At 75.5% G+C, this 24559-nt stretch carries 19 protein-coding genes and 1 pseudogene; 9 read left to right on the top strand and 11 right to left on the bottom strand.

The genetic code is table 11. From position 1 onward, the window contains the following. Positions 1-125: 125 nt before the first annotated feature. Positions 126-2348 carry a terpene synthase family protein gene (locus ACYVO2_RS15765; RefSeq protein WP_461008429.1) on the top strand — a complete coding sequence of 741 codons (2223 nt, stop codon included), beginning with the start codon at positions 126-128 and terminating at the stop codon, positions 2346-2348. A gap of 82 nt (positions 2349-2430) precedes the next feature. Here ACYVO2_RS15765 and ACYVO2_RS15760 read toward each other — a convergent pair whose 3' ends face one another. Further along, the gene (locus tag ACYVO2_RS15760) at positions 2431-3060 is read right to left on the bottom strand and encodes a TetR/AcrR family transcriptional regulator (RefSeq protein WP_461008428.1); all 630 of its coding nucleotides are present in this window, start codon (positions 3058-3060) and stop codon (positions 2431-2433) included. 328 nt (positions 3061-3388) lie between these two features. Here ACYVO2_RS15760 and ACYVO2_RS15755 point away from each other — a divergent pair, with 328 nt between their 5' ends. Further along, on the top strand, positions 3389-6580 hold the full coding sequence (locus tag ACYVO2_RS15755) for a glycosyl hydrolase 115 family protein (RefSeq protein WP_461008427.1): 3192 nt from the start codon (positions 3389-3391) through the stop codon (positions 6578-6580). A 104-nt stretch (positions 6581-6684) separates the two neighbouring features. Here the strand turns inward: ACYVO2_RS15755 and ACYVO2_RS15750 are convergent, their stop codons facing one another. Continuing rightward, the gene (locus ACYVO2_RS15750) at positions 6685-7860 is read right to left on the bottom strand and encodes a glycosyl hydrolase family 28-related protein (protein ID WP_461008426.1); all 1176 of its coding nucleotides are present in this window, start codon (positions 7858-7860) and stop codon (positions 6685-6687) included. A gap of 410 nt (positions 7861-8270) precedes the next feature. Here ACYVO2_RS15750 and ACYVO2_RS15745 point away from each other — a divergent pair, with 410 nt between their 5' ends. The 6 genes from ACYVO2_RS15745 to ACYVO2_RS15720 all read left to right on the top strand — a co-directional run bounded on the left by ACYVO2_RS15745 (position 8271) and on the right by ACYVO2_RS15720 (position 15049). Next, on the top strand, positions 8271-9287 hold the full coding sequence (locus ACYVO2_RS15745; RefSeq protein ID WP_461008425.1) for a thiamine pyrophosphate-dependent dehydrogenase E1 component subunit alpha: 1017 nt from the start codon (positions 8271-8273) through the stop codon (positions 9285-9287). Continuing rightward, the gene (locus tag ACYVO2_RS15740; RefSeq protein ID WP_461008424.1) at positions 9284-10228 is read left to right on the top strand and encodes an alpha-ketoacid dehydrogenase subunit beta; all 945 of its coding nucleotides are present in this window, start codon (positions 9284-9286) and stop codon (positions 10226-10228) included. The genes ACYVO2_RS15745 and ACYVO2_RS15740 overlap by 4 nt, the downstream gene beginning before the upstream one ends. Then, complete coding sequence (locus tag ACYVO2_RS15735; RefSeq protein WP_461008423.1) at positions 10225-10992, top strand: ferritin-like domain-containing protein; 768 nt, start codon at positions 10225-10227, stop codon at positions 10990-10992. Before ACYVO2_RS15740 ends, ACYVO2_RS15735 begins: the two co-directional genes overlap by 4 nt. A 317-nt stretch (positions 10993-11309) precedes the next feature. Then, the gene (locus tag ACYVO2_RS15730; protein ID WP_461008422.1) at positions 11310-13157 is read left to right on the top strand and encodes a RiPP maturation radical SAM C-methyltransferase; all 1848 of its coding nucleotides are present in this window, start codon (positions 11310-11312) and stop codon (positions 13155-13157) included. Then, entirely contained in the window at positions 13154-13774 is a 621-nt protein-coding gene (locus ACYVO2_RS15725; protein WP_461008421.1) for a DUF5825 family protein, read from the top strand. The genes ACYVO2_RS15730 and ACYVO2_RS15725 overlap by 4 nt, the downstream gene beginning before the upstream one ends. A 6-nt stretch (positions 13775-13780) precedes the next feature. Beyond that, entirely contained in the window at positions 13781-15049 is a 1269-nt protein-coding gene (locus tag ACYVO2_RS15720; RefSeq protein ID WP_461008420.1) for an MFS transporter, read from the top strand. A gap of 26 nt (positions 15050-15075) precedes the next feature. Here ACYVO2_RS15720 and ACYVO2_RS15715 read toward each other — a convergent pair whose 3' ends face one another. From ACYVO2_RS15715 to ACYVO2_RS15695, 5 genes are read right to left on the bottom strand one after another with little or no spacing between them, the layout of a single operon-like run. Beyond that, complete coding sequence (locus ACYVO2_RS15715) at positions 15076-17085, bottom strand: DUF2264 domain-containing protein (protein ID WP_461008419.1); 2010 nt, start codon at positions 17083-17085, stop codon at positions 15076-15078. Then, the gene (locus ACYVO2_RS15710) at positions 17082-18065 is read right to left on the bottom strand and encodes a hydroxyacid dehydrogenase (protein ID WP_461008534.1); all 984 of its coding nucleotides are present in this window, start codon (positions 18063-18065) and stop codon (positions 17082-17084) included. The genes ACYVO2_RS15715 and ACYVO2_RS15710 overlap by 4 nt, the downstream gene beginning before the upstream one ends. 44 nt (positions 18066-18109) lie before the next feature. Then, the gene (locus tag ACYVO2_RS15705; RefSeq protein WP_461008533.1) at positions 18110-18946 is read right to left on the bottom strand and encodes a carbohydrate ABC transporter permease; all 837 of its coding nucleotides are present in this window, start codon (positions 18944-18946) and stop codon (positions 18110-18112) included. Between the two features lie 29 nt (positions 18947-18975). Further along, positions 18976-19905 carry a carbohydrate ABC transporter permease gene (locus ACYVO2_RS15700; RefSeq protein ID WP_461008418.1) on the bottom strand — a complete coding sequence of 310 codons (930 nt, stop codon included), beginning with the start codon at positions 19903-19905 and terminating at the stop codon, positions 18976-18978. Next, a complete protein-coding gene (locus ACYVO2_RS15695; RefSeq protein WP_461008417.1) occupies positions 19902-21332 on the bottom strand; it encodes an ABC transporter substrate-binding protein in 1431 nt (476 codons plus the stop codon). Before ACYVO2_RS15695 ends, ACYVO2_RS15700 begins: the two co-directional genes overlap by 4 nt. A gap of 296 nt (positions 21333-21628) precedes the next feature. Here ACYVO2_RS15695 and ACYVO2_RS15690 point away from each other — a divergent pair, with 296 nt between their 5' ends. Next, complete coding sequence (locus ACYVO2_RS15690) at positions 21629-22813, top strand: substrate-binding domain-containing protein (protein WP_461008416.1); 1185 nt, start codon at positions 21629-21631, stop codon at positions 22811-22813. 10 nt (positions 22814-22823) lie between these two features. Here the strand turns inward: ACYVO2_RS15690 and ACYVO2_RS15685 are convergent, their stop codons facing one another. From ACYVO2_RS15685 to ACYVO2_RS15670, 4 genes and pseudogenes are all read right to left on the bottom strand, one after another. Then, entirely contained in the window at positions 22824-23408 is a 585-nt protein-coding gene (locus ACYVO2_RS15685; RefSeq protein ID WP_461008415.1) for a GTP-binding protein, read from the bottom strand. Further along, positions 23395-23751: a DUF742 domain-containing protein gene (locus tag ACYVO2_RS15680; protein WP_461008414.1), complete on the bottom strand. Its 357-nt coding sequence runs from the start codon at positions 23749-23751 to the stop codon at positions 23395-23397. Before ACYVO2_RS15680 ends, ACYVO2_RS15685 begins: the two co-directional genes overlap by 14 nt. Next, a complete protein-coding gene (locus ACYVO2_RS15675; RefSeq protein WP_461008413.1) occupies positions 23748-24182 on the bottom strand; it encodes a roadblock/LC7 domain-containing protein in 435 nt (144 codons plus the stop codon). Before ACYVO2_RS15675 ends, ACYVO2_RS15680 begins: the two co-directional genes overlap by 4 nt. Beyond that, a pseudogene (locus tag ACYVO2_RS15670) lies at positions 24182-24559 on the bottom strand (histidine kinase); the annotation flags it as partial. The gene ACYVO2_RS15675 and the pseudogene ACYVO2_RS15670, both read right to left, overlap by 1 nt.

Below are 24559 nucleotides of genomic sequence, written 5' to 3'. Positions count from 1 at the left end.
CGTTCCTTTACCGGAATCCGTTTTTCCCGCCGTTTTCCCCGGCCCCCTTCCCTGGCGCCCCATTTCCCTATTTCATATGTCTCATTTGATGAGCGGACAGCGCCCCGCCAAGGAAAGGATCCCCCTTGAAGCAGCCCTTCCGCCTCCCGGAGTTCTACCTCCCCCACCCCGCCCGCCTGAATCCGCACGTCGAACAGGCGCGCGGGCACTCCACGCAGTGGGCGCGCGACCTGGGCATGCTGGAGGGCTCCGGCATCTGGGAGCAGAAGGACCTGGACTCCCACGACTACGCCCTGCTGTGCGCCTACACCCACCCCGACGCGTCCGAGGCGGAACTCGCCCTGGTCACCGACTGGTACGTGTGGGTGTTCTTCTTCGACGACCACTTCCTGGAGACCTACAAGCGCACCCAGGACCGCGAGGGCGCCAAGGCGTACCTCGACCGGCTGGCCGCGTTCATGCCGCAGGACCCGTCCGCCGCGATGCCCGAACCCACCAACCCGGTGGAGGCAGGCCTGGCCGACCTGTGGCCGCGCACCGTGCCCGGCATGTCCGCCGCGTGGGTGGCGCGGTTCGCCGAGAGCACCGCGAACCTGCTCAACGAGTCGCTGTGGGAGCTGTCCAACATCAACGCCCACCGGATCCCCAACCCGGTGGAGTACATCGAGATGCGCCGCAAGGTCGGCGGCGCCCCCTGGTCGGCCGACCTGGTCGAGCACGCCTGCTCCGCCGAGGTGCCCGCGCCGATCGCCGGTTCCCGGCCGCTGCGCGTGCTCAAGGACGCCTTCTCCGACGGGGTGCACCTGCGCAACGACCTGTTCTCCTACCAGCGGGAGACCGAGACCGAGGGCGAGGTCAACAACGGAGTGCTGGTGCTGGAGACGTTCTTCGGCTGCACCACCCAGCAGGCCGCGAACGCCGTCAACGACGTGCTCACCTCGCGGCTCCAGCAGTTCGAGCACACCGCGCTCACCGAGGTCCCGCCGCTGCTCGCCGAGCACGGCCTCGACCCGCTGTCCTGCGCCCGCGTCGCCGCGTACGTCAAGGGCCTCCAGGACTGGCAGTCCGGCGGCCACGAGTGGCACATGCGCTCCAGCCGCTACATGAACGAGGGCGCCGCGGACACCGGCGCCTGGCGCCCCTTCCCGCTCACCGGGCTCGGCCTGGCCTCCGCCGCGCCCCGCCCGCCGGTGGACCGGGCCGCCGCGGCCAGGGTCCGCTCCCACACACATGTGCCGTTCCGCCGGGTCGGCCCCTCGCTGCTGCCCGACATCCCCATGCCGTTCCCCCTCACCCTCAGCCCGCACCTGGACACCGCCCGCCGCAACCTGGTGGCGTGGTCGCACCGCATGGGCCTGCTCCGGCCGGAGCCCGGGGTGCCGCACTCCTACGTCTGGGACGAGCGGGCCCTGCACGCCCACGACCTCCCGCTGTGCGCCGCGGGCCTGCACCCGGACGCCTCGCCGGACCAGCTCGACCTGGCCTCGGGCTGGCTGGCCTGGGGGACGTACGGGGACGACTACTTCCCCGCGGTGTTCGGCAGGACCCGCGACCTGGCCGGGGCCCGGCTGTGCGTGGAGCGGCTGGACGCGCTGATGCCGGTGGACGGCGGCCCGCCCCCGCCGCCCGCGAGCGCCCTGGAGCGGAGCCTGGCGGACCTGTGGTCCCGCACCGCGGGCCGGATGGAGCCCCCCGCCCGGCGCGCCTTCCGCCGGGCCGTCACGGACATGACGACGAGCTGGCTGTGGGAGCTGGCCAACCAGGCCCAGAACCGGATCCCCGACCCGGTGGACTACGTGGAGATGCGCCGCCGCACCTTCGGCTCCGACCTGACGATGAGCCTGGCCCGCATCGGCCACGGGCGGCGCGTCCCGCCGGAGGTGTTCGCCAGCGGTCCGGTGCGGGCGATGGAGAACGCCGCGGCCGACTTCGCGTGCCTGCTCAACGACGTCTTCTCCTACCAGAAGGAGATCGAGTGCGAGGGGGAGCTGCACAACGGCGTCCTGGTGGTGCAGAACTTCTTCGGGTGCGACTACCCGACGGCGGTGCGCGTCGTCGGTGACCTGATGGCGGCCCGGATGCGGCAGTTCCGGCACATCACCTCGAGTGAGCTGCCGGTGCTCTACGACGACCTGCGGCTGGACCGGGAGGCCAGGGCGGGCATGGGCGGCTACGTGCGCGAGCTGGAGAACTGGATGGCGGGCATCCTCAACTGGCACCGCAGCGTGCTCCGCTACCGCGAGCCGGAGATCCGCCGGGTCCCCGGCTCCCGCTGGCCGCTCGGCGGCCCCTCGGGCGTCGGCACGGCGTCCACCAGGGTGCTGTCGCACATCGTGGCCCGCGCCTGACCCGCGCCGCGGGGGGCGGGCGGCGCGGCGCGTCACCCCGCCCCCCGCGGCACCGCGCGGCGGAGCGCGGCCCGCCGGGGCGTCAGCCCCGGGCGCCGTGGGCGGTTTCGACCAGCTCCACGGCGATCCGCAGCAGTGTCCGGTGCCGGTCCCGCAGCGGGGCCGCGGCGCAGCCGTCGAGGACCAGCGTGCCGAAGTGCAGGGTGAGCAGCGCGCCCATGCAGCGCAGTTGCGCGTCCGGCGGGGCGTCCGCGTCGGTGAGCAGCTCGCAGACGCCGGTCGTCTGCCGGTGGTACTCCCGGCCCACCTCGAGATCGCGCAGCGTCGCGTCGTTGTCCCGCAGGCAGCGGAACAGCGGGGCGGCGGCGTGCACCGCCTCGCCGTACCTGCGCAGCACCTCCCGTTTGGTCTCCAGGGTGCGCGGCTGCTCCCGGCCCCAGGCGATCAGCTCCTCCACGGGGCGGCCCAGCTCGCGGAAGACGCTGAGGAGGATCTCCTCCTTGGAACCGAAGTGGTAGTAGATCGCGGGCTTGGTGATCCGCACCGCGTCGGCGACCTCGCGCAGGGAGGTCTTCTCGTACCCCTGGCGGACGAACAGGTCGAGCGCCGCCCGCTGGATGCGCCTGCGGGTGTCCCCGCCGCCCTTCCTGCCGCCGTCCGCCGTGCCGCCGTGCGCGGTCTCCGTGTCGTCACCGGTGCCGCTGCGGGCCATGCTCGCCCCTCCTCGCTCCGCGCTTCCGGGCCCCGCGACCCGCCCGGATCCGCCCGCCACTCCCGGCGGCCGGGCGCCGCGGACCCCGAGTGTACGTTTCCGCGCGGGCGGCACCGGCGCGCGGTGCGCGGGTGCGCGGCCCCGGGTGACGACCCGTCGCGGCGGGCCCCGCCGCCCCGCGCCGGGCCCGGAACGGGCCGCTTCGAAACATCGTCGAAACGCGTGCGCGCCCATTGTCCCCGCGCGGAGCTCCCCTCAGTATTTGTCACGGCCCTGAACGAATAGCCGTGGGCGACGGCCCTGCCGCGCCGCGGACGGAGGAGCGCTCATGGACAGGAACGCCCCCGCGGGGAACGGATCCTCGGGCCCCAGCCGCAGAGCCGTGATCGGCGCCGGGGCGGGCGCCGCCGGGCTCGGCTCGCTGGGCGCGCTGCCGGGGCTCACCGGCGGGGCCGTCGCCGCGGAGGCGGCCGGGGGCATGCGGGTGACCGACTTCGGCGCCTACATCTCCTTCGTGCCCAGGCCCGGCGCGTTCCCCCTGGTCCGTGCGGGCCGGGCGGCGCCGCTCATGGTCGCCGCCGCCGACTTCCCCGGCGTGGTGCGGGTCGCGGGCGACCTGCGGGACGACATCGAGCGGGTCACCGGGGTGCGGCCCGACCTGGCCAGGGACACCCCTCCGGCGGGCGCCCGCGAGGTCGTCATCGTCGGCACCGTGGGCCGCAGCCCCCTGATCGACGGCCTGGTGGCCGCGGGGAAGCTGGACGTGACCGGGCTGCGCGGCCGGTGGGAGACCTCGCTCCAGACCGTCGTGGACTCCCCGCTGCCCGGCGTGGACCGCGCGTTCGTCGTCGCGGGCAGCGACCAGCGCGGCACCGTCTTCGGCGTCTACGACGTCTCGCTCGGCATCGGCGTCTCCCCCTGGTACTGGTGGGACGACGTGCGCCCCGTCCACCGCGACGCGCTCTACGCGCTGCGCGGGCGGCACACTCAGGGCACCCCGGCGGTGAAGTACCGCGGCGTCTTCATCAACGACGAGAACCCGGCGCTCGGCACCTGGGCGCCCGCCCACTTCGGCCCCGGCAAGGCGCCCGGCCACCCCAACGGGTTCACCGCGGACTTCTACGCCCGGGTCTTCGAGGTCGTGCTGCGGCTGAAGGCCAACTACCTGTGGCCCGCCGTGTGGGGCCGGGCGTTCGCCGAGGACGACCCGGAGAACCACGCCCGCGCCAAGGAGTACGGCATCGTCATGGGCACCTCCCACGAGGCGCCGATGATGCGCGGCATCGAGGAGTGGAACCGCCACGCCGTGCCGCCCGTGCGCGACGGCGCGGGCAACGTCGTCACCCCCGGCCGCGACCCCTACGGCGGCACCGGCGAGTGGTCCTTCCGCCGCAACGCCGAGGCGATCAAGCGGTACTGGGCCGACGGCGTCCGCCGCATGGTGGACGAGGACTTCGAGGGCGTGATCACCCTCGGCATGCGCGGCAACGGCGACACCAGCCTGCCCGACGGCGACGGCGTGGAGCTGATGAGCGAGATCATCGCCACCCAGCGGCAGATCATCGCCGAGGTGACGGGCCGGGACCCGGCGGACCTCCCGCAGGTGTGGACGCTGTACAAGGAGGTCCAGCGCTACTGGGACCGCGGCCTGCGCGCCCCCGAGGACGTCACCGTCGTCTACACCGACGACAACTGGGGCAACATCCGCAAGCACCCCGACCCGGCCGAGCCGCCCCGCTCCGGCGGGTACGGGCTGTACTACCACTTCGACTACGTGGGCGCCTCCCGCAACTACAAGTGGGTGGACACCGTCTCGCTGCCCGCGATGTGGGACCAGCTCCACCAGGCGATCGCCTACGGCAACCGCACCCTGTGGATCACCAATGTCGGCGACCTGAAGGGCATGGAGCGGCCCACCCAGTACTTCCTGGACTACGCCTGGAACCCCGGGCGCTGGGAGCTCGACGCCGTCCCCGAGTGGGAGCGCCGCTTCGCCGCGCAGAACTTCGGCGAGGCGCAGGCGGGCGCGATCGCCGCACTGCTCGCCGAGTACGGGCAGCTCCAGTCCCGCCGCAAGCCCGAGCTGCTCAACCGCCGCACCACCCTCGACCCGGCCAAGGACCCCGCCGACCCGGCGGCGGTCGTCAACGACGACAAGGCGACCCCGTTCTCCCTGGAGCACCACCGCGAACTGGAGCGGGTCACCGAGGAGTGGCGGCGCCTGGCCCGCGAGGCCGAGCGCATCGCCCGGCACCTGCCCGAGGCCGACCAGGATGCCTGGTTCGAGCTGATCGGCTACGAGGTGCTGGCCACCGCGAACGTGTACGAGCTGCGCGAGGCGGAGTTCACCAACATCCTGTACGCCGCGCAGGGCCGCGCGGCCACCGCGGAGCGCGCGGCGGCGGCCGAGGCCAGGCTGGCGGAGGACTTCGCGCTCAACGACCGGTTCAACACCAAGGTCGCGGGCGGCAAGTGGAAGGGCTTCCAGACCCAGCCGCACATCGGGTACGGGGACGTGGAGCGGTACGGCCCGGACGCGTCCTGGCAGCAGCCGGAGAGGAACCACGTCGCCCTGCCCGACGAGATCTTCCCGCCCGTGCGGCGGATCACCCTGCCCGACACCGCGGAGATGGGTGTCGCGGTGGACGGCTCGCTGTCGTGGTGGCCCGCCGCCGCGGAGCCCTGCGTGCTGCCGGAGTTCAGCCCGTACCAGACCCGCCCCGCGCAGTACCTGGAGGTCTTCAACCGGGGCTCGCGGCCCTTCGACTGCACCGTCACCCCGTCGGTGCCCTGGCTGGTCGTGGACCGGCCGCGGAGCCGGGTGGAGCGGCAGGTGCGGGTGACGGTGCGGGTGGACTGGGCGAAGGCGCCGCGCGGCAGGGCCGAGGGGCGGCTCACCGTGCGCGGGCCCGGCGGCGCCGCCGTCACCGTCACCGCGGTCGCCCACCGCCCGGACCGGGCGGGGCTGCGCGGCTTCGTGGAGGCGGGCGGCTACGTCGCCGTGGACGCCGAGCACTGCTCCCGGGCGGTCGGCTCCCGCGGGGTGCGGTGGCTGCGCGTCGACCGGGCGGGCCGCACCGGCGCGGGCATGACCCCCTTCCCGGTCACCGCGCCCCGCCTCACCCCGGGCGGCCGCTCCCCGCGCCTGGAGTACGACGTGAGCCTGCTGACCGCGGGCGAGGTCACGGTGTGGGCGTACCTCTCGCCCCGCAACCCCACCCTGCCCGGCGGCGGGCTGCGCTACGGGATCTCCTTCGACGACGACCCGCCGCAGGTGGTGGATGTCATCGCGGCCACCGGCTCCGACGACGGCACCATGAACCGCGGGTGGGGCCGCAACACCGGCGACAACGTCAACCGCACCGCCACCCGGCACACCATCACCCGCCCCGGCCACCACCGCCTGGTCTTCTGGATGGCCGACCCGACCGTGGTCCTCCAGCGCCTGATCGTGGACACCGGCGGCCTGACCGGCACCTACCTTTACCTGGGCCCGCCGGAGAGCAGGCGGCTGGGCTGAACTCCCGCGGCGGGGGCCCGTCCCGCACACGGGCCTCCCCCTCGGGGCGGGCGCGGCCGAGCCGTGGAGGGACGGCTCCGGCCGCGCCCCGGACGGGGACGGCGTCAGCGGATGCCGTCCCCGTCGTCGCGGTGGACCACGCGCAGGCGGGCGGCGTGGGGGCCCTCGCGGACGAGGAAGGCCGCGGCGGTGCGGTGGTTCTTGCGGGTGCACGAGGTGTAGCTCGCCACCTGCCGGGACGGCCGCTCCGTCAGGTGGTAGGCGTGCCTGCCCACCAGGTCGCAGTCCCGGTAGGCGACCACGCCGGGGTCGTGGTACTCGTGGGCGACCAGGGACGCGGAGTGCTCCTTGAAGCCCCAGGCGGTGTCGCTGCACCCCTCGAACAGCACATGGCCCTTCCAGCGGGAGCGGATCACCTGGGTGGTGGCGTGCCGCAGCTCGAACCGCACGTCCCGTACCGCCAGGTGCTGCACCGCGTCGTGGTGCCCGGCGGTGGGCAGGTGGAAGAAGCGGCTGGTGCCGCCGTCGGGGCGGTGGCCCTTGACGATGTAGGAGCCGCCGGTGCAGGAGATGAAGCCGCCCTTGTCGAAGCGGAGGAAGTCGCCCCAGTCGTACTCGACCTTCATGTCGCGGAACCAGAAGTTGAGGAACTGGTCCTGCTGCGCGTGCTGCGGGCTCATCCCCGACCACAGGAACGCCTTGTCGTACGCCCCGTTGACATGGCAGTTGACGAAGCCGAACTCGGAGTTGGTGTTGGACTTCTCCGGGCCGTCGAGGCCGATCCCGTAGGCCCAGCGGCCCCGCCACTCGCAGTTCTCCCACACCCAGTCCTGCGCGGCGCCGGTGGAGTACGAGTACAGGTAGGCGCCCTTGGGGTCGGCGGAGCGGAACGAGCAGTCCCGCCAGCGCACGTTCATCCACCGGTCCTGGTTGACCAGCAGCGGGCCCTCGCCGGTCAGCACGATCTCCGAGGCGCGCTTGCCGAGGCCCTGCACCGTCAGCGCCTGCGCCCGGCCCGCCCGGGGCCGCATGATCGGCCCCGACACCAGGTAGGGGCCCTCGCCGAGCAGCACCGCCGCCCGGCACACCGGCACCCCGCCCCCGCCGTCGGCCTTCAGCCGCTTGGTCTCCAGGGTGTCCATCAGCGTCCGGAACGCCGTGGTGCAGTCCTTGCCGGGACGGGCCCCGAAGTCCTCGGGGCGCAGCACGACCCCGGCGGCGGCCGCCGCGGAGCCCTGCTCGGGGGCCGGTTCCTCCGGCGTGGACACGGTCGCGCTCACTTCTGCCGCCTCTCCTCGCCGTTCCGCCCCGCGGCCCCTCCGGCCCTCCGCGGCCTGCCGAGCCGTCGGCGGAGCGGCCTGCGGAGCGGAACCTTCCCCTCTGAGCGGGATTCCCCCCGCGCGGCCCGGCCAGTCCGCCGCGGGCCGCCGGGCGGGCGGCGCGCGGGGTCGTTCCGCCCCGCCGCCGCGGACCGCGAACGCGCCACGGGCCCCCGCGCCCACCCCCGCGCGCCGAGCGCACGCCGGGGGCCTCTGCCGCCTTCCCGCGTGCGGACGCGCCGTCGGGCGGCGGCTCCCGGGGCGATTGCCTCCGGCAGTGGCGAACTTTCACAACTTCTTACGAAGACACTCCCCATTCCCCCATGAAAACCTGGCCTCAGCCACCCCACCCGGCTGAAGGGGGAACCGTCGTGCGTCCAGCATCAGGTGACACCGTGGTGGCCGAGCGGCAGGCCGGGGTGCGGCGGCGGACGCGACTGCTGCGGACGATGCTGCGGATCCGGGCGTTCGAGGACGCCGCGCTCGACCTGGCCCGCCGCGGCCTGGTCCCGGGCGCGGTGCACCCCTCCACCGGGCATGAGGCCGTCGCCGCGGGCGCGCTGGAGCGACTGGGGCCCGCGGACTCCGTCGTCAGCTACTACAGATGTCATGGGCATGCCCTGGCGGTGGGGGTGCCGCCGCAGCCGATGTTCGCCGAGCTGCTCGGCCGCGCCTCCGGCGTCAACCGGGGCAAGGGCGGCTCGATGCACCTGGCCCTGCGCTCCCGCGCCTTCCTCGGCGGCAACTCCATCGTCGGCGCGGGCGTCCCCGCCGCCGCCGGGCTCGCCGCCGCGGCGCGGATCCGGGGCCACGACGGCGTCGCGATCGTCTTCCTGGGGGACGGCGCCATGGGCGCGGGCGTGGTGCTGGAGACCCTGCGCATCGCCTCCCGCCAGGCCCTGCCGCTGCTGCTGGTGTGCGAGAACAACGGCTGGCAGGACCGCACCGCCAGCCCCCGCGTCACCGACCTGGCCCCCGCCCGCGTCTCCCAGGGCCTCGGGGTGCCCGCCCGCACGGTGGACGGCAACGACCCCGCCGAGGTCGCCGACGCCGCCGGCGCGCTGCTCGGCGAGACCAGGTCGGGCGCCGGGCCCCGGTTCCTGGAGGCCGTCACGTACCTGAGGGACTTCCACTGCCAGTTCGGGCCGGTGCCGCCCGACGAGTACCGGCCCGCGGACGAGGTGGAGCGCTGGCGCGAACGCGACCCCGTCGCCCGCGCCGAGCGCGAACTCGCCGCCCTCGGCGTGCCGGAGGAGGACCTGGCGCGGGAGCGGGCCCGCGCGGAGCGGGAGATGGCGGACGCCGCCGAGGCCGCCCTGGCCGAGCCGTTCCCGTCCGCCGAGGAGGCCGCGCAGGACCTCACCGTCGCCCCCTGGGGGCAGCGGTGATCGCCCGCAGCGTCGCCACCCTCGACGCGCTCGACGCCGACCCCGACCTGGTGTGGCTGTGCACCTGGCTGCCGGAGGACCTGGTGGCCGAGTACGGGCCCGAGCGGCTGCGCGCCATGCCGATCGCGGAGAACGCCATGCTCGGCTTCGCGGTGGGCCTGGCCGCCGCCGGGCTGCGGCCGCTGGTGGACATCGCGCGGGCCGCGTTCCTGTTCAGCGCCATGGACCCGCTGGTCAACCAGGCCACCAAGCTGCGCTACACCACCGGCGGCCAGTACGCGGTGCCGCTCACCGTGCGCGCGCTGACCCGCGGCGGGGAATCCCTCGGCGCGCAGCACGAGCACGTCCCGCACGCGATGCTGGCCCAGGTGCCCGGCCTGGTGGTGGCGGTGCCGTCGAACGAGCTGGACGCCGCGGGGCTGCTCGTCACCGCGCTCACCCACCCGGACCCGGTCGTCATCCTGGAGTCGCCCGCGATCTTCGACGACGCGCGGGACTGGGCGGGGCGGCCGGTGCCCGCCGTGCCGTTCGGCGAGGCGGCCACCGTCAGGCACGGCGACGACCTGACGGTGATCGGTATCGGGCTCGCCGTGCGCCACGCGCTGCGCGCGGCGGAGGCCCTCGCCGAGGACGGCATCGGGGTCCGGGTGGTGGACGTGCGCACCGTGGCCCCGCTGGACGTGCCGGGCCTGGCCGCGGCCGCCGCCGCCACCGGGCGCGTCCTGGTCGTGGACGAGGCGCCCGCCCTCTGCTCCGCCGCCTCGGAGATCACCGCCCGGCTGCTCGCCGCGGGCGCGGTGCCCCCGTCCCGGATCGACCAGCTCAACTCCCTGCCCGTGCCCGCCCCGTTCAGCCCCGCGCTCCAGAGCGCGGTCTTCCCCGGGCCCGAGGCCGTCCGGGCGCGGGTCCTCGCCCTGCTCGGAGAGGGGCCCGTCCGATGACCCTGCTGCGCCCCGACGAGGACCGGCTGACCGCCTCGGCCCGCGAGCTGTTCCGGCGCGCGGCGCACCGCGCCCCGTGGTCCGCCCGCGAGCTGATCGGCTCGGGCCGCACCGAGCTGACCGAGGACGCCCAGGAGCGGGCCTGGCTGCTGGCGTCCACCGGGTACTACGCCGAGCAGGCGGGCCTGGTCGCCGCCGCGGAGCTGGCCGCGCAGACCGAGGACGTGGCGCTGCGGATGGGACTGGCCACCGCGGTCGCCGACGAGGCCAGGCACAGCGACGCCTTCCTCGCCTACGCCGTGGCCCGCGGCGGACGGATCGCCGACTGCGCAGGCGACGACTACCTGACGGACCTGCACGCGATGCTGTCCTCCGCCGAGTACCTGGAGAAGTGCCTGCTGCACACCGTGCTGGAGGGCCTGGCCGCCGACGAGTTCCTGCTGCTGCGCCAGGTGTTCGCCGGCGACCCGCTCGCCGACATCTACCGCCATGTGCGGGCGGACGAGCTGCTGCACGTCGCCATCGGCCTCGACTACCTGCGGCGCTCGGCCGCCGACCCCCGCGACCGCGAGCAGTGGGCGGCGCACGGCGCCGCGTGGGAGCGGCGCTGCCTGGAGCTGGCCGCCCTGCCGGCGGTGAGCCAGGGGCTCGGGCAGTTGCTGGGCCGCCCCCCGGAACGGGTCGAGCAGTGGTTCACACGCCGGCACCGCGCACGGCTGCGCGGCGCCGGAATACGGCTCGAGGAGGGAGGTGACACCCGATGACGCTGAAGAAGGTGAGGATCAGCTCCGCGATGGCGGCGAGCTGCCGCTACCTGGCCCCGCCCAAGGCCCCGGCGGCCAAGAGCGAGAAGTCGGAGAAGTCCGGCAAGGAAGAGTGACGGGCACACCGCCCGGGACGCGCCGGACCCGCCTGAGCGGCCCGGCGCCGCGCGGCCGCGCCCGGGCGGTGCGCGGTGACTCGGTACGCGCCGCGGGCGCCCGCAGCTCTCGCCGCGGGTGCCCGCGGTGCCGCGCGGCGCCCCGGGCCGGCCCCGGCCGCCGCCCGCCCACCCGCGCAGGTACTCCAGTTGGGACCCGTCATGACCGAACTGCGCGTCTGCCTCACGGCCATGCCGTGGCAGGGCCTCGACTCGCCGTCCCTGCCGCTCGGCCTGCTGCGCGCGGCCTGCCGCGGCGCCGGCCGCGAACTGCCCGCCACCTACCACGGCAACCTGCGCTGGGCCGAGTTCCTGCTCGACCGCAGCGGCGGCTCCCTCGGCACCACCGACTACACCGACGTGGCGGAGAACGGCATCTTCCACGGCGTCGGCGACTGGGTGTTCAGCGGCGCCCTGCACGAGGACGACGACTTCGGCCGGGCCGCCCTCGCCGCCTACCTGCGCGACCGGGGCGTGGACCCGGGCCGCGCCGCCGAGATGCGCGAGCACGCCGCCGACTTCGTGGAGCTGGCCGCGCGCGAGCTGCTCGACCTCGGCCCGGACGTGGTCGGCTTCAGCACCACGTTCATGCAGAACGTGCCCAGCCTGGCGGTGGCCGCGCGGCTCAAGCGCCTGGCCCCGCACGTCGTCACCGTCTTCGGCGGCGGCAACTGCGACGGCCCGATGGGCGCGGCGCTGCACCGCAACTACCCGTGGGTGGACTTCGTGGTGCGCGGCGAGGGCGAGACGGTGCTCCCGGCGCTGCTGGACGCGATCGAGTCCGGCGCGGAGCCGGAGCGACTGCCCGGGGTGTGCTGGCGGCGCGGCGGCGAGACCGTGGCGAACCCCGAGAGCGGCACCCCGCTGCCGCCCGGCCGGATCCCCACGCCGGACTACGACGACTGGTTCGAGCGCCTGGAGAGCTCGCCGGTGGAGGGCCACGTGGAGCCGAAGCTGGTGCTGGAGTCGGCGCGCGGCTGCTGGTGGGGGGAGGCCCACCAGTGCACCTTCTGCGGGCTCAACGGGTCGCTCATCCAGTTCCGCAGCAAACCCGCCGACCGCATGCTGGAGGAGCTCACCGGCCTGGTCGCCCGGCACCGCACGCTGGACGTGATCATGGTGGACAACATCATCGACAACCGGTACTTCACCGAGGTGCTGCCGCGCGTGGCCGCGCTCGGCTGGGACCTGCGCGTCCACTACGAGGTGAAGTCCAACCTCACGCCCGCCCAGGTGCGGGCGCTGCGCGCGGCCCGGGTCGCCCATGTGCAGCCCGGCATCGAGTCGCTGAGCACCCGCGTGCTGAAGCTGATGGACAAGGGCGTGGACGGGGTGCGCAACGTGCGCACGCTGCGCGAGTGCGAGTCCGCCGGCCTGACCACGACGTGGAACTTCCTGTACGGCTTCCCCGGCGAGCACCGCGACGACTACCTGCCGGTGATCCGCGGCCTGCCCGCCCTGGTGCACCTCCAGCCGCCCACCGACGCCACCCCGATCCTGCTGGAGCGCTTCAGCCCCAACTTCGACCGCCCGGACATCGGCTTCACCCGCAGACGCCCGGCCCGGTTCTACGACCACGTCTACGATCTGCCCGAGAGCGAACTCAGTGAACTCGTCTACCTGTTCGACAGCGACTACCTCGGCGTGGAGGACGACGTGGTGGACGCGCTGGACGCCGCGATCGGCGAGTGGAAGAAGCGCTACCACGACAGCACCCTGGTGCGGTACACCACCGGCGAGGGCCTGGTGCTGGAGGACCGCCGCTCCGGGTGGCCCGCCCGCGACCACCTAGTGGCGGACCCGGCCCTGATGGCCGCCTACGAGGAGCTGGAGCACGGGCGGTCGGCGCCCGCGGTGCTCACCCGGCTCACCGACCGGGGCATGGTGCTCACCCCCACCCGGCTCGCCGCGTGGCTGGACGAGCTGGAGGAGGCCGGGCTGGTCTTCCGCGAGGGCGACCGGTACGTGGCGCTGGCCACCACCGGTGTGCCGGTGAGGATCCGCTCGTGAGCGCCGGGCCGCGCGAGCGGCGCGTGACGGGGCCGCTGACCGCCGCCCGGCTGGCCGGCCTCGACCCGGGCGCGCTCACCGAGGAGGGCTGCGAGCGGCTGGTGCTGGCCGAGCCGGTCGGCCTCGGCGCGGACGACGAGTTCGACGTGCGCTTCCTGTGGCTGCTGCGCGAGGCGGTCTCGCGGAGCCTGCGGGTGGAGTGGACGGCCGGCGGGCCGCTGCCGTTCGACGACGCGGCGGTCTGCCACATCCCGCCGCCCCGGGCGGAGCGGGGCGGGGGCGCCGACGGCGGCGACCGGACCGGCGACCGGACCGGCGACCGGTGGCGCTCCCGCTACCGGTTCGGGCTGTGCTACTACCGGGTCGGGCCCGCCTTCGTGCTGCTGCGGGACGTCCGCGACAGCGGGGAGGGCGCCCGCTACCGCCTGGAGGAGCCCACGGCGGTGGCCGCCTGGCCCGGCCTGGAGGCGCCCGTCCGGCTCACCTCGGCGGACGAGGGCGTGCGGGAGCTGGCCGCGCTGCTCGAAGCGGAGCGCCTGGTGCTGCGGCGCGGCGAGTGGGCGACCCTGCTGCCGTTCCGGATGCGCCACTGGCCCGTGCCGTTCGACCAGGTCTGAGGCCCTATGAGCCGCTCGGCGCCCGGGCTGCTGCGCCGCAACCGCGCGTTCCGCCTGCTGTGGTCGGCGCGCGCCGTCAGCCTCCTCGGCGACCGCTGCTCGCTGGTCGCCCTGCCGTTCCTCGCGCTGCGCGAGACCGACGCGACCCCGGGCCAGGTGGCGCTGCTGTTCGCGCTCCAGGCCCTGCCCGGCGCGCTGCTGGCGATCCCCGCCGCCGCCCATCTGGTGGGCCGCTCCGAGCGCGCCGTGATGGTGGCCTGCGACGCGGTGCGCGCGCTGACGCTCGGCGGGGTGTTCGCCCTGGCCGCGCACGGCTCGCTGACGCTGTGGCACCTGGTGGCGGCCGTCGTCCTGGTCGCCGTGGCGGGCTCGTTCTTCGACGTGGCCGGCCAGGCGTACCTGCCCAGGGCGGTGGACCGCGCCGACTACCTGCCCGCCAACAGCAGGCTCGCCCAGGCCGCGAGCGCCGCCGATGTCGTGGGCCCGGTGCTCGCCGGGCTCCTCATCGGGTTCGCCGGGACCCGCACGGCGATCCTCGCGGACGCGGCCAGCTATGTGCTGTCCGCCGCGCTGCTGGCCGCCATGGGGGACGCGCCCCGGCCGGCGGAGACCGAGGCGGAGGAGGAGGCGGCCCGGGAGCTGAGCCTGTTCGCCAGGGCCCGCGAAGGGGTGGCGTTCGTCGCCGCGCACCCCGCGCTGCGCGCCCTGGTGACCGCGATCGCCCTGTTCAACCTGGGCGGCGCCACCGTCGGCTCGCTGTGGTTCCCGTTCCTCTACGACGGCCTGGATCTTTCGCCCTCGCTCGCCGGGACGCTGATCACCGTGGGCGGGGTCAGCGCCCTGCTGGCCGCGCTCGCCGCCGGGCGGGTGCTGAGCCGGGCGTCGCCCCGCACCGCGCTGCCCGCCGCCTTCTGCACCGCCGTGCTCGCGCTGTGGCTGGTGCCGGCCGCGGGCGTGACCCACCCGGTGGCGTGCCTGGCCGTGTACCAGCTCGTCTTCAGCTCCGCCGCGGTGTTCCTCGGCATCGCCGCGGCCACGCTGCGGCAGACCGCCACCCCGCTGGAGCGGCAGGGCCGGGTCTACGCCGCGGTGTACGCGCTGTCGCTGATCGCCGTGCCCGCGGGCGGGGCGCTGGCCGGCCTGATGGCGTCCGTGACCTCCGAGGTGGGCGCGATCACGCTCGGCGCGGCCATCGCCAGCACCAGCCTGCTGGCGCTGCCCGCCCTGTCCCGGGCGGCCCGCCCCGCTCAGGCCGCGGTGTCCCCGCAGGGCTGAGCGGGGCGGCGCACCCCGCCGCGGGGTCAGGGCAGGGCGACCTCGGTCGCCGCCCCGTCCGGCCAGCGCACGGTGACCAGGTGCCCGCCGCCGTCGCGGGGGCGGGCGGACACCCGCGGCGGGTCGGCCGCCGCGCCGCCGCGGTCCAGCGCGACCGCGGCGGCGACGACCTCCCCGAGCGGCAGGGGAGAGGCGGTGGCGAGCCAGGGCACCGCGGTCCACTCGCCGAGCGGCGAGGTGCCCCGCTCCACGGCCACCCCGCCGGAGGCGATGCCCGCCAGGCCGTGCAGGTACGAGCGCAGCCCGCCCGCGCGGGCCCGCGCCGCGCCGGGCCCCGACGCCGTCTCGGGCTCGTCCGCCGACGCCACCGGCCAGCCGCCGATCCGCAGCGGCCCCCACCCCGGGCCGGGCCCGCCCGCCTCCGGCGCGTCCCCCTCCGGCGCGTCCGCCCGGACCAGGCGCACCTCCACCCCGTCGCGCAGCACCGAGGCGACGGTGAGCAGCGGTCCGCGCACCACCGGGCCGGTGCGGCCCGAGCCGTGGTCGGGCGAGGTGTCGCCGCCGGTGTCCACCCAGTGCGCCCGGCCGCGCGACGCCCCCGCGAGCACCCCGCCGGGCAGTCGCTCGGTGTACAGGGTGGTGAAGCCGCAGCGGTGGGTGGCCCGGCCGTCGCCGTCCAGCACCACCACCGAGCCGTCCACCGGGTCGGCGACCGTCGGCCCGGTCAGCGGCGGCACGGTGGCGGTGGAGTAGCCCAGACGCGCGTACAGCGGCGAGTCGGCGGCCTCGTCGCCCGGGACGGCGTGGTCGGTGCCGTGGTTGAGCACGACCGCGAAGCCGTCCCGCCGCCGGGCGGACACCAGCCAGCCCGGGGCGGCCACCACCCGCGCCACGTCCCCCCGCTCCACCGGCAGCGGCAGCTCCGTGGCGGTCCACACCTCGTGGTCGGCGGGCAGCGCCAGGCCGAGCAGCCCCTTGGCGGCCCAGTACGGCGACCCCGGCCCCGAGTAGGCCTGCCGCATCGCCGGCCACGGGCCGTGCCAGCCCAGTGTGAGCAGGCCGTCGGCGTCGGGGGCGCCGCGCTCGGCGAAGTGCCGCACGATGCCGCTCGCCGCGCGGCGCAGCAGCCCGGGCGGCAGGCCGCCGGCGCCGGTGACCGCGGCCGTCCAGAACGGCGCCGCGGCGGCGAAGCGGTACACCAGGCTGCGGCCCTGGAGCAGCGGGGAGCCGTCCGCGCCGACGAGGTGCACGGCGTCGTCCAGCCAGCGCGCCAGGTCCCGCTCCCACCGCTCGCGCAGTCGCGGCGGGCACAGCGAGCCGGTCACGTCGAACAGATGGGTCCACAGCAGCGGGTACAGGTGCAGCGCCCAGCCGGTGTAGTGGTCGTACGCCCGCTCCTGCCCGTCGGACAGCCAGCCGTCCCGGCGGCGCAGCGAGGCGTGCACGGCCAGGTCCTCCTCGATGTCGGCGGCCGACCAGGGCCCGCCGACGTCGCGCAGGAACGACTCCACCACCACCCGGAACCACACCCAGTTGATCGGCGGGTACGGCTGCCCGACCACCGTGGCCAGCCACTCCACGGTCCGCTGCCGCACGGCGTCGTCCAGCCGGTCCCACAGCCACGGCCGGGTCAGCCGCAGCACCAGGGCGACGGACGCCGCCTCCACCTTGGCCTGCGGCACCAGGTCGGGGCGCGGCCACGCCTCGGGCGAGCCGGGGTCGGTGCCCGCGGCCAGGCCCTCGGCGTACCGGGTCAGCAGCCCGCCCGGGTCGGCGCCGCGCTCGCCCGCCACCCGGAACCCGGCCAGCAGGAACGAGCGGGCGAACCCCTCCAGGCCGTCGGACTCCCGCCCGGAGCGGCTCGCCGGTCCCGGCAGGTCGTAGCGGGCCCCGGTGGGGGAGCGGTAGGGGGCGAGGCCGGCGAGCATCCGGTCGGCGAGCGCGGCCAGGTGCGCCCTGGTCCAGCCGGTGTACGGGGACAGCTCGCGGTCGGGCGGGGGCCCGGGCGGGGGCGGGGCCCCGGTGCGGCCGGTCACGCCTGCACCCGCAGGTTCCTCGGGGTGACCGGGTCGAGCGGGGGCAGCCCCGCGGCGTAGCGCTCCAGCTCGGTGAGGGCGGCGTCGGCCATGCGCCGGGTCTCCGAGCCGAGGGAGCCCGCGATGTGCGGGGTGACCACCACGTTCGGCAGGTCGTACAGCGGCGAGGAGTCCGGCAGCGGCTCGGGGTCGGTCACGTCGAGCACGGCGTGCAGCCCGCCGCGCAGGCAGGCGTCCTCCAGCGCCGCGGTGTCCACCAGCGCCCCGCGCGCGGTGTTGACCAGCACCGCGTGCCGGGGCAGCGCGGCCAGTTCCGCGGCGCCGATCATGTGCCGGGTCTCGGGCAGGGACGGGGCGTGCAGGCTGAGCACGTCCGCCACCGGCAGCGCCTCCTCCAGCGTGGTGACGGACGCGCCCGCCGCGGTGATCTCCGCCGGGTCGGCGACGGGATCGACGACCAGCACCCGGGCGAGTCCCAGGTCGAGCAGCAGCCGCGCCACCCGGCGGCCCACCCGGGACCAGCCGACGACCACCACGGTGCGGTCCCGGCCGCTCAGCTCGCCGTGGCGCTCCCGGTAGCTCCAGTCGGAGCGGAACCGCCTGGCCTCCGCGGCCAGGAACGGGGCCTTCTTGAACGCCCACAGCACGGCGCCCAGCGTGTACTGGGCGACGGGCTCGGCGTTGGCCTCGGCGGCCGTGGTGACCAGCGCGCCCCTGGCGAACACGGCGTCGCCCACGTGCAGCCGCACCGTGCCCGCCGCGTGCAGCACGGCCCGCAGCCTCGGCGCGTGGGCCAGCACCCGCTCGTCCAGCATGGGGCAGCCCCAGGAGGTGATGAGCACCTCCACCTCGGCCAGCCGCCGCAGCACGGCGGGCGACTCCAGCTCGTGGGCGGCGGGCGGCTCGCCCAGGCGGGCGGTGGCCCGCAGCCGCGCCATCTCCTCGGGCCCGAACTGCACCCGCAGCGTGTCCCGGTCCATCACCAGCAGCGTCTGCGGCCCGCGCCCGCCGGGCGCGCCGCCGGTCACTTCAGGCTCCCGGTGGCCAGGCCCGACCGCCACTGGCGCTGGAGCAGCACGAACGCGGTCACCAGGGGCACCACCGCGAGCAGCGAGCCGGTGATCACCAGCGGCACGTAGTCGGGGAACTGGGTGGCGCGGCTGCTCCAGTGGAACAGGCCGAGCGTCATGGGGAACAGCTCCGGGTCGGTGAGCATCACCAGCGGCAGGAAGAAGTTGTTCCAGATGGCGACGAACTGGAACAGCAGGATCGTCACCACGCCGGGCCGCATCATCGGCAGGGCGATGGTCCAGAAGGTGCGCAGCTCGCTGGAGCCGTCCACGCGGGCGGCCTCCACCACCTCGTCGGGCACCGCCGCGTCGGCGAACGCCCGGGCGAGGTAGACGCCGAACGGGTTGGTGAGCAGCGGCAGGAACACCGCCCAGAAGGTGTCCACCAGCCGCAGCTCGGTGGCCAGCAGGTACAGCGGCAGGGCCAGCGCCGTGGTGGGCACCAGCACCCCGGCCAGGGTCACCGCGAACAGCAGGCGGCGGCCGGGGAAGTCGAGCTTGGCGATGGCGTAGCCGCAGGCGGCGCAGATCAGGGCGCCCAGCACGGCGCCGACGCCCGCGTACAGCAGGGAGTTGACGATCCAGGTGAGGAAGATGCCGTCCTCCTCGGCGAACAGGTCCCGCAGGTTGCCGCCCAGGTTCCAGTCGCCGAGCTCGAACGCGCCCGTGGTGGAGAAGTCGCCGAGCGACTTGGTGGACGAGGTGACCAGCCACACCAGCGGCAGCACGCTGTACAGGGCGGCGAGCAGCAGCACGGCGTGCACGGTGCCCCGGGACGTCCAGCGGGACATCGGCCGCTTGGGGGCGGAAGCGGGGGCGCTCAACGGGACCTCCGGGCGGACAGGCGCATCACCAGCGCCGACAGCGCCGCGGACGCGGCGGCGAGCAGCAGGGAGGCCGCGGCGGCGCGGCCGTAGTCGTTGCTGATGAAGGCGGCCTCGTACACGTACAGGCTGGGCGTCCAGGTGCTGGTCACCGAGCCGGTGAAGTTCCGCAGCACCAGCGGTTCGGTGAACAACTGGAGGGAGCCGATGACGGTGAAGACCAGGGCGACGAACATGGTGGGCCTGATCATCGGGACCTTCACCGACAGCGCGGTCCTGAGCGCGCCCGCGCCGTCCACCCGGGCCGCCTCCAGCACCTCGCGGGGCACGGTGCGCAGCGCCGTGTAGAAGATGATCATGTTGTAGCCCATCCACTGCCAGGTCGCCATGTTCACGATGGACGGCATGACGCCGTTGCCGCCCAGCGGGTCGAACGGCAGCGCGTTGTTCAGCGGCCCGATGTCGGGGCTGTACAGGTAGGCCCAGATCAGGCCCGCGATGACCCCAGGCACGGCGTACGGCAGGAACACCGACAGCAGCCACACCTGGCGCAGCCGGGTCACCGCGTCCACCAGCAGCGCCAGCACCAGCGCGCCGCCGAGCATGACGGGGATGTGCACCAGCGCGTACAGGGCCACGTTGCCGACGCTGTCCCAGAAGGCGGACTCCGACAGCACCGTGCCGTAGTTCTCCAGGCCCACGAACACCTGGCGGGGCCCGTCGAACCCGAGCCCGGACAGGCGCTCGGTGAACAGGCTGAGGTAGAGGGCGTAGCCCACCGGCACCAGCACGGTGGCCAGCAGCAGGACGGCGAACGGCCCGGCCAGGGCCCACGCGGCCGCGCCGGAGCGGCGCCCGCCGGCCCGGCGGCGCGGCGCCTGCCCGGAGCCCGCGCCGGGGGTGCGGGAGGGAGCGACGACGGTCATGCCCGGCCCCCTTCCCGACCGGTGCGGCCGGCGCCCGCGGCGGCGGCCGCCCGGCCGCCCGCCTCGCGCACGGCCAGGCCGCGGTCCCGCATGGTGCGCACCGCGGTGGACTGCACCCGCCGCACCGCGGCGGGCAGCGTGGTGCCGCCCGCGGAGACGCGGCCGAACGTGTCGGCGACGGTGGAGAACAGGCCGAGCGCGTTGGGCCCCCACGTCCACCGCGGGACCCGCAGCGCCGCCTCGTCCAGCACGTCGTAGACGGGGTCGCCGACGAAGAAGTCGTCCTTGAACGCCGCGCGGGCGGCCTTGCGGTTCTCCAGGTGGGCGGGGAACAGGGAGGTGAAGGCGCTGGCGATGCGCGGCACCTCGGGGTTGGTGCTCAGCCAGCGCAGGAACGTCACCGCCGCCTCGGGGGCCTCGCTCTCCTCGGAGACCCCGAACGCGGTGCCGCCCTGCATCCCGTTGGCCGGGTCGGCGCCCGCCCAGGCGGGCATGGTGGCCAGCGCCCAGCGCCCCTTGTCGTCCGGCAGGGACGACTTGAGCCGGCCGACGCTCCACGACGCGCCGAGCAGCCCCCACAGGCGGCCCGCGTGCATGGCGCTGATCCAGTCCTGGGTGCCGGTCGGCCCGGTGCCGACCAGGTCCGCCTTGATCAGCTCCTGCCAGTACTCGGCGGTGCGCACCGTGCCCTCGCCGTCGACGTTCACCAGCCACCGGTCGCCGTCGATGCGCCACCACGGGTCGTTGGCGCCCCACGCCATCCCGGCGAAGAACGAGCCGTCGTTCAGCGGGAAGGTGGTGATCCGCGCCCGCCGGTCGGCCTCCCGCACCGCGCGCGCCGCCTCGCGGAACTCCTCCCAGGTGCGCGGCACCGCGATGCCGTGCTCCTCGAACAGGTCCTTGCGGTAGTAGAACGCCATGGGCGCCAGGTCCATCGGCACCGCCCAGGTGCGCCCGTCGGGCCGCACGCCCCGCCACGCCGCGGGGGAGTAGTGCTCCTCCAGGTCCGCGATGTCGTCGGTGAGGTCGCGCAGGCCGCCGGTGAGCAGCACCTGCACCAGGCCCTGGTACTCCACGTGCAGGATGTCCGGGGCGTTGTGGGCGCGTATGGCGTTGGTCTGCTGCGCGTACCCGCCGGACAGGCCCGCGGCGATCACGTTGAACTCCACGTGGATCTCCCGCTGGGCGGAGTTGAACGCGGCGACGTACTTGTCCATGCCGGTCAGCCAGGACCAGAGCCGGACCGTCGTGCGGCCCGACGAGTCGCCGGAGCAGCCGGACAGGGCGCCCGTCGTCGCCGCGGCGGCGGCCCCGAGCGCCGAGGCGCGCAGCACGGTGCGGCGGGAGGGGGCCGGGCGCGGCACCGCGTCCGGCGCGGCGTCCGGCGCCGTCGGGGAGCCTCCCGCGGCTCCACCCGGTGGGGGCATGGCGTCTTCCACGTGCGTCAGTCCTCGGCTCTCTCGGCTCGGGGTCCGGGGCGAAGCCCGGGGCGGGTGCGCGGGGGCCGCGGCGGCCCGCCGTGCCCTGTTCGGTTCCGTTGCCCTCCGGGTTCCGGGGCGGAGCTCCGGCGGGGTCCTGAGCGGAGCTCCTCCGGCCTCCGGAGGAGCTCCGCGCCCTGACTCCCAGGACGGGGGTGCCGGTCACTTCATCCTGTGCGATAGTTCGTGGTCAATCACTGAAGAGAAACTCGATCGAAATCGATCAGAAACGAAAGCAACCCAGCGTGGTCCCCTCCGACACCGATACCGGCGAGCCCGGCCCGGGCCGCCCCGTCAGCCTCGCCAGGCAGCGGCACGAGCTGATCCTCGCCGCCGTCCGCCGCCACGGCACCGTGCGCCTGGCCGACCTGGTCGAGCAGCTCGGGGTCTCCGCGGTGACCGTCCGCCGCGACGTCACCGCGCTCGCCGACCAGGGCCTGGTGCTGCGCCTGCACGGCGGCATCACGCTGCCCTACCGCGGCCCGGACGCGCCCGCGCCCGGCGGCCACCGCTCGGCGTTCGGCCCCACCGCGGAGGGCGCCCTGGTCGGCATGGTCGTGCCGTCCGTGGAGTACTACTGGCCGCAGGTGATGCAGGGCGCCCAGACGGCGGTCGCCGCCGCCGGGGGCAGGCTCGTCATGCGCGCCTCCGCCTACGACCCCGCCGAGGACCGCCGCCAGATAGGCAAGCTGCTGGAGCGCGGGGTGCGGGTGCTGCTGGTCGCGCCCACCACCACCGGCGCGGCGGGTCTTGACCTGCTGCGCTGGCTCGGCGGCCTGCCGGTGCCCGTGGTGCTCGTCGAGCGCCTGCCGCCGCCAGAGCTGCCCACCCTCCCCCTGGACGCGGCCACCACCGCGCACGCCCTGGGCGCGGGCCTGGCCGTGCGGCACCTGGTGACCCTCGGGCACCGCCGCATCGCCCTGGTCACCTCCCGGTCCAGCCCCACCAGCCTGGCCCTGCGCGCGGGCTGGCGGGAGACCGTGGCCTCCCTCGCCCTGCCCGGCCACGACCACCTGGACATCGAGGTCCCCGCCTACGGCACCCCCGGCTGGACCCGCGCCTACGACGAGGTGCTCGCCCGCTGCCGCGACGCGGGGGTGCGCGCCCTGCTGGTGCACTCCGACCACGAGGCCATCGGCATGGTCGAGCGCGCCCGCGACCAGGGCGTCGCCGTGCCCGGCGAGCTGGCCGTGGTCTCCTACGACGACGAGGTCGCCTCCGCCTCCGACCCGCCGCTGACCGCGGTGCGGCCCAACAAGCACCGCCTGGGCGCCCTCGCCGCCGAGCTGGCCCTGGCCCGGGCCGCCGACTCCGGCAGCCGCCCCGTGCACCGCGTGCAGCTCTGGCCCACCGTGATCGTCCGCGACTCCTGCGGCGCCGGCCGCCCCGCGGGGGACGGCGCCGCCGCGGCCGGTGGCGGGCTCCCCTGACGCCGGCCCGCTACCGCACCGCCGCCAGGAGCTGGTCCACCAGGGCGATCAGGACGTCCCGGGCGGAGGCGCGGTCCCGGGCGTCGCACAGCAGGACCCGGGTGCCCTCCGGCACGGCCAGGGCGTCGCGGATCTCCTCGGCGGTGTGGAAGTGCTGCCCGTGGAAGCCGTTGGCCGCGACGACGAAGGGGATGCCGCGCCGCTCGAAGAAGTCGATCGCGGCGAAGCTGGTGTCCAGGCGCCGGGTGTCCACCAGCACCACGCCGCCGAGCGCGCCGCGCGCCAGGTCGTTCCACATGAACCAGAAGCGCTGCTGGCCGGGGGTGCCGAACAGGTAGAGCACCAGGGCGGGGGTGAGGGTGATCCGCCCGAAGTCCAGGGCGACGGTGGTGTCCCGCTTGCCCTGGACGCCGGCCAGGTCGTCCACGCCCGCGCTCGCGACGGTCAGGTGCTCCTCGGTGCGCAGCGGGGCGATCTCGCTGACGGAGCCGATCAGCGTCGTCTTGCCGACGCCGAACCCCCCGGCGACGAGGATCTTGACGGCGTCGGGGGCGGTGACGGCGCCGGGGTCGGCGACGGTGTCAGAGGCGGCCAAGGCCGTCCCTCACTTTCTGGAGCAGTACGGGATCTCTGATGACGCTCACCCGGCGCGGGGAGCTGGCGGTGATCCGCCCCTCCTCCAGCAGGTCGCTCAGCATGATGGCGACCACGCTGACCGGCAGGTCCAGATGGGCGGACAGCTCGGCGACGGCCATGGGGGCCCGGCAGCGGCGCAGGATCTCCATGTGCTCCGGGGGCAGCCCGGCGGACCGGCTCGGCAGCGGCTCCACCGTGGTCACCAGGGTGATGAGCGTGAAGTCGGAGCGGCTGGGCCGGGTGCGGCCGCCGGTCAGGGTGAAGGGCCGCACGAGGCGGCCTGCCTCCTCACCCGCGCTCATCTGCCCGCGCCCGGTCCCGCGTCGTCGGCCCGGTCCCGCGGCGGCGCGCTGAGGTGGGTGCCGATCTTCTTCACCAGCATGTTCATCTCGTACGCGACCACGCCGACGTCCGCGCCCCCGGTGGTGAGCACCGCGAGCTGCGCCCCGGCGCCCGCCGAGGTGATGATCAGGAAGCCGTGGTGCATCTCGATGAGCGCCTGCCGCACGGCCCCGCCGCCGAAGTCGGCGCACACCCCGCGGCCCAGGCTCATCAGGCCGGTGGAGCTGGCGGCGAGGCGCTCGGCCTCCGGGCGGGGGAAGGAGGTCGACTTGGCCACCACCAGGCCGTCCTCCGACATCACCACGGCGTGGCGCACATCGGCGACCCGCTCCACCAGGCCGGTGAGCAACTGGTCGAGCTGGCTGTGGGTGGCGGGGCTGGGGTGCGTCATCATGCGTCCTCGGTCGGCTCTCGATGCTGGGTCGGCTCTGGGGGCCCGGCCGGCCCCGGTCGCCCGGTCGGCCGGGTGCCGCGCGGGCCGGTCCCGGCGGCGGTGTCCGCGGTGCCGCCGCCGTCCGGCGGGTCGTCGGCGGTGCGGGCCCGGTGCGTGCCGCGCTGGAACGCGGACAGGGCGGAGGCGGCCTCCCGCGGCGACGGGGCGTCGTCGGCCGGGCGGTCGGGCGCCGGGTCCTCCGGCGCCGCCTGGCGGCGCAGCTCCGCCACCAGGCTGGTCTGCGGGACCCGGCGGGGCAGCGGCGACGGGCCGCCGCCGGGCGCGGGGGAGCGGGCGGGCGCGGGCGCCGGCGCGGGCCGCGCGTCCGGCCCGGT

Source organism: Streptomyces capparidis (assembly GCF_054782095.1).
This window is presented reverse-complemented; position numbering and strand designations above follow the sequence as displayed.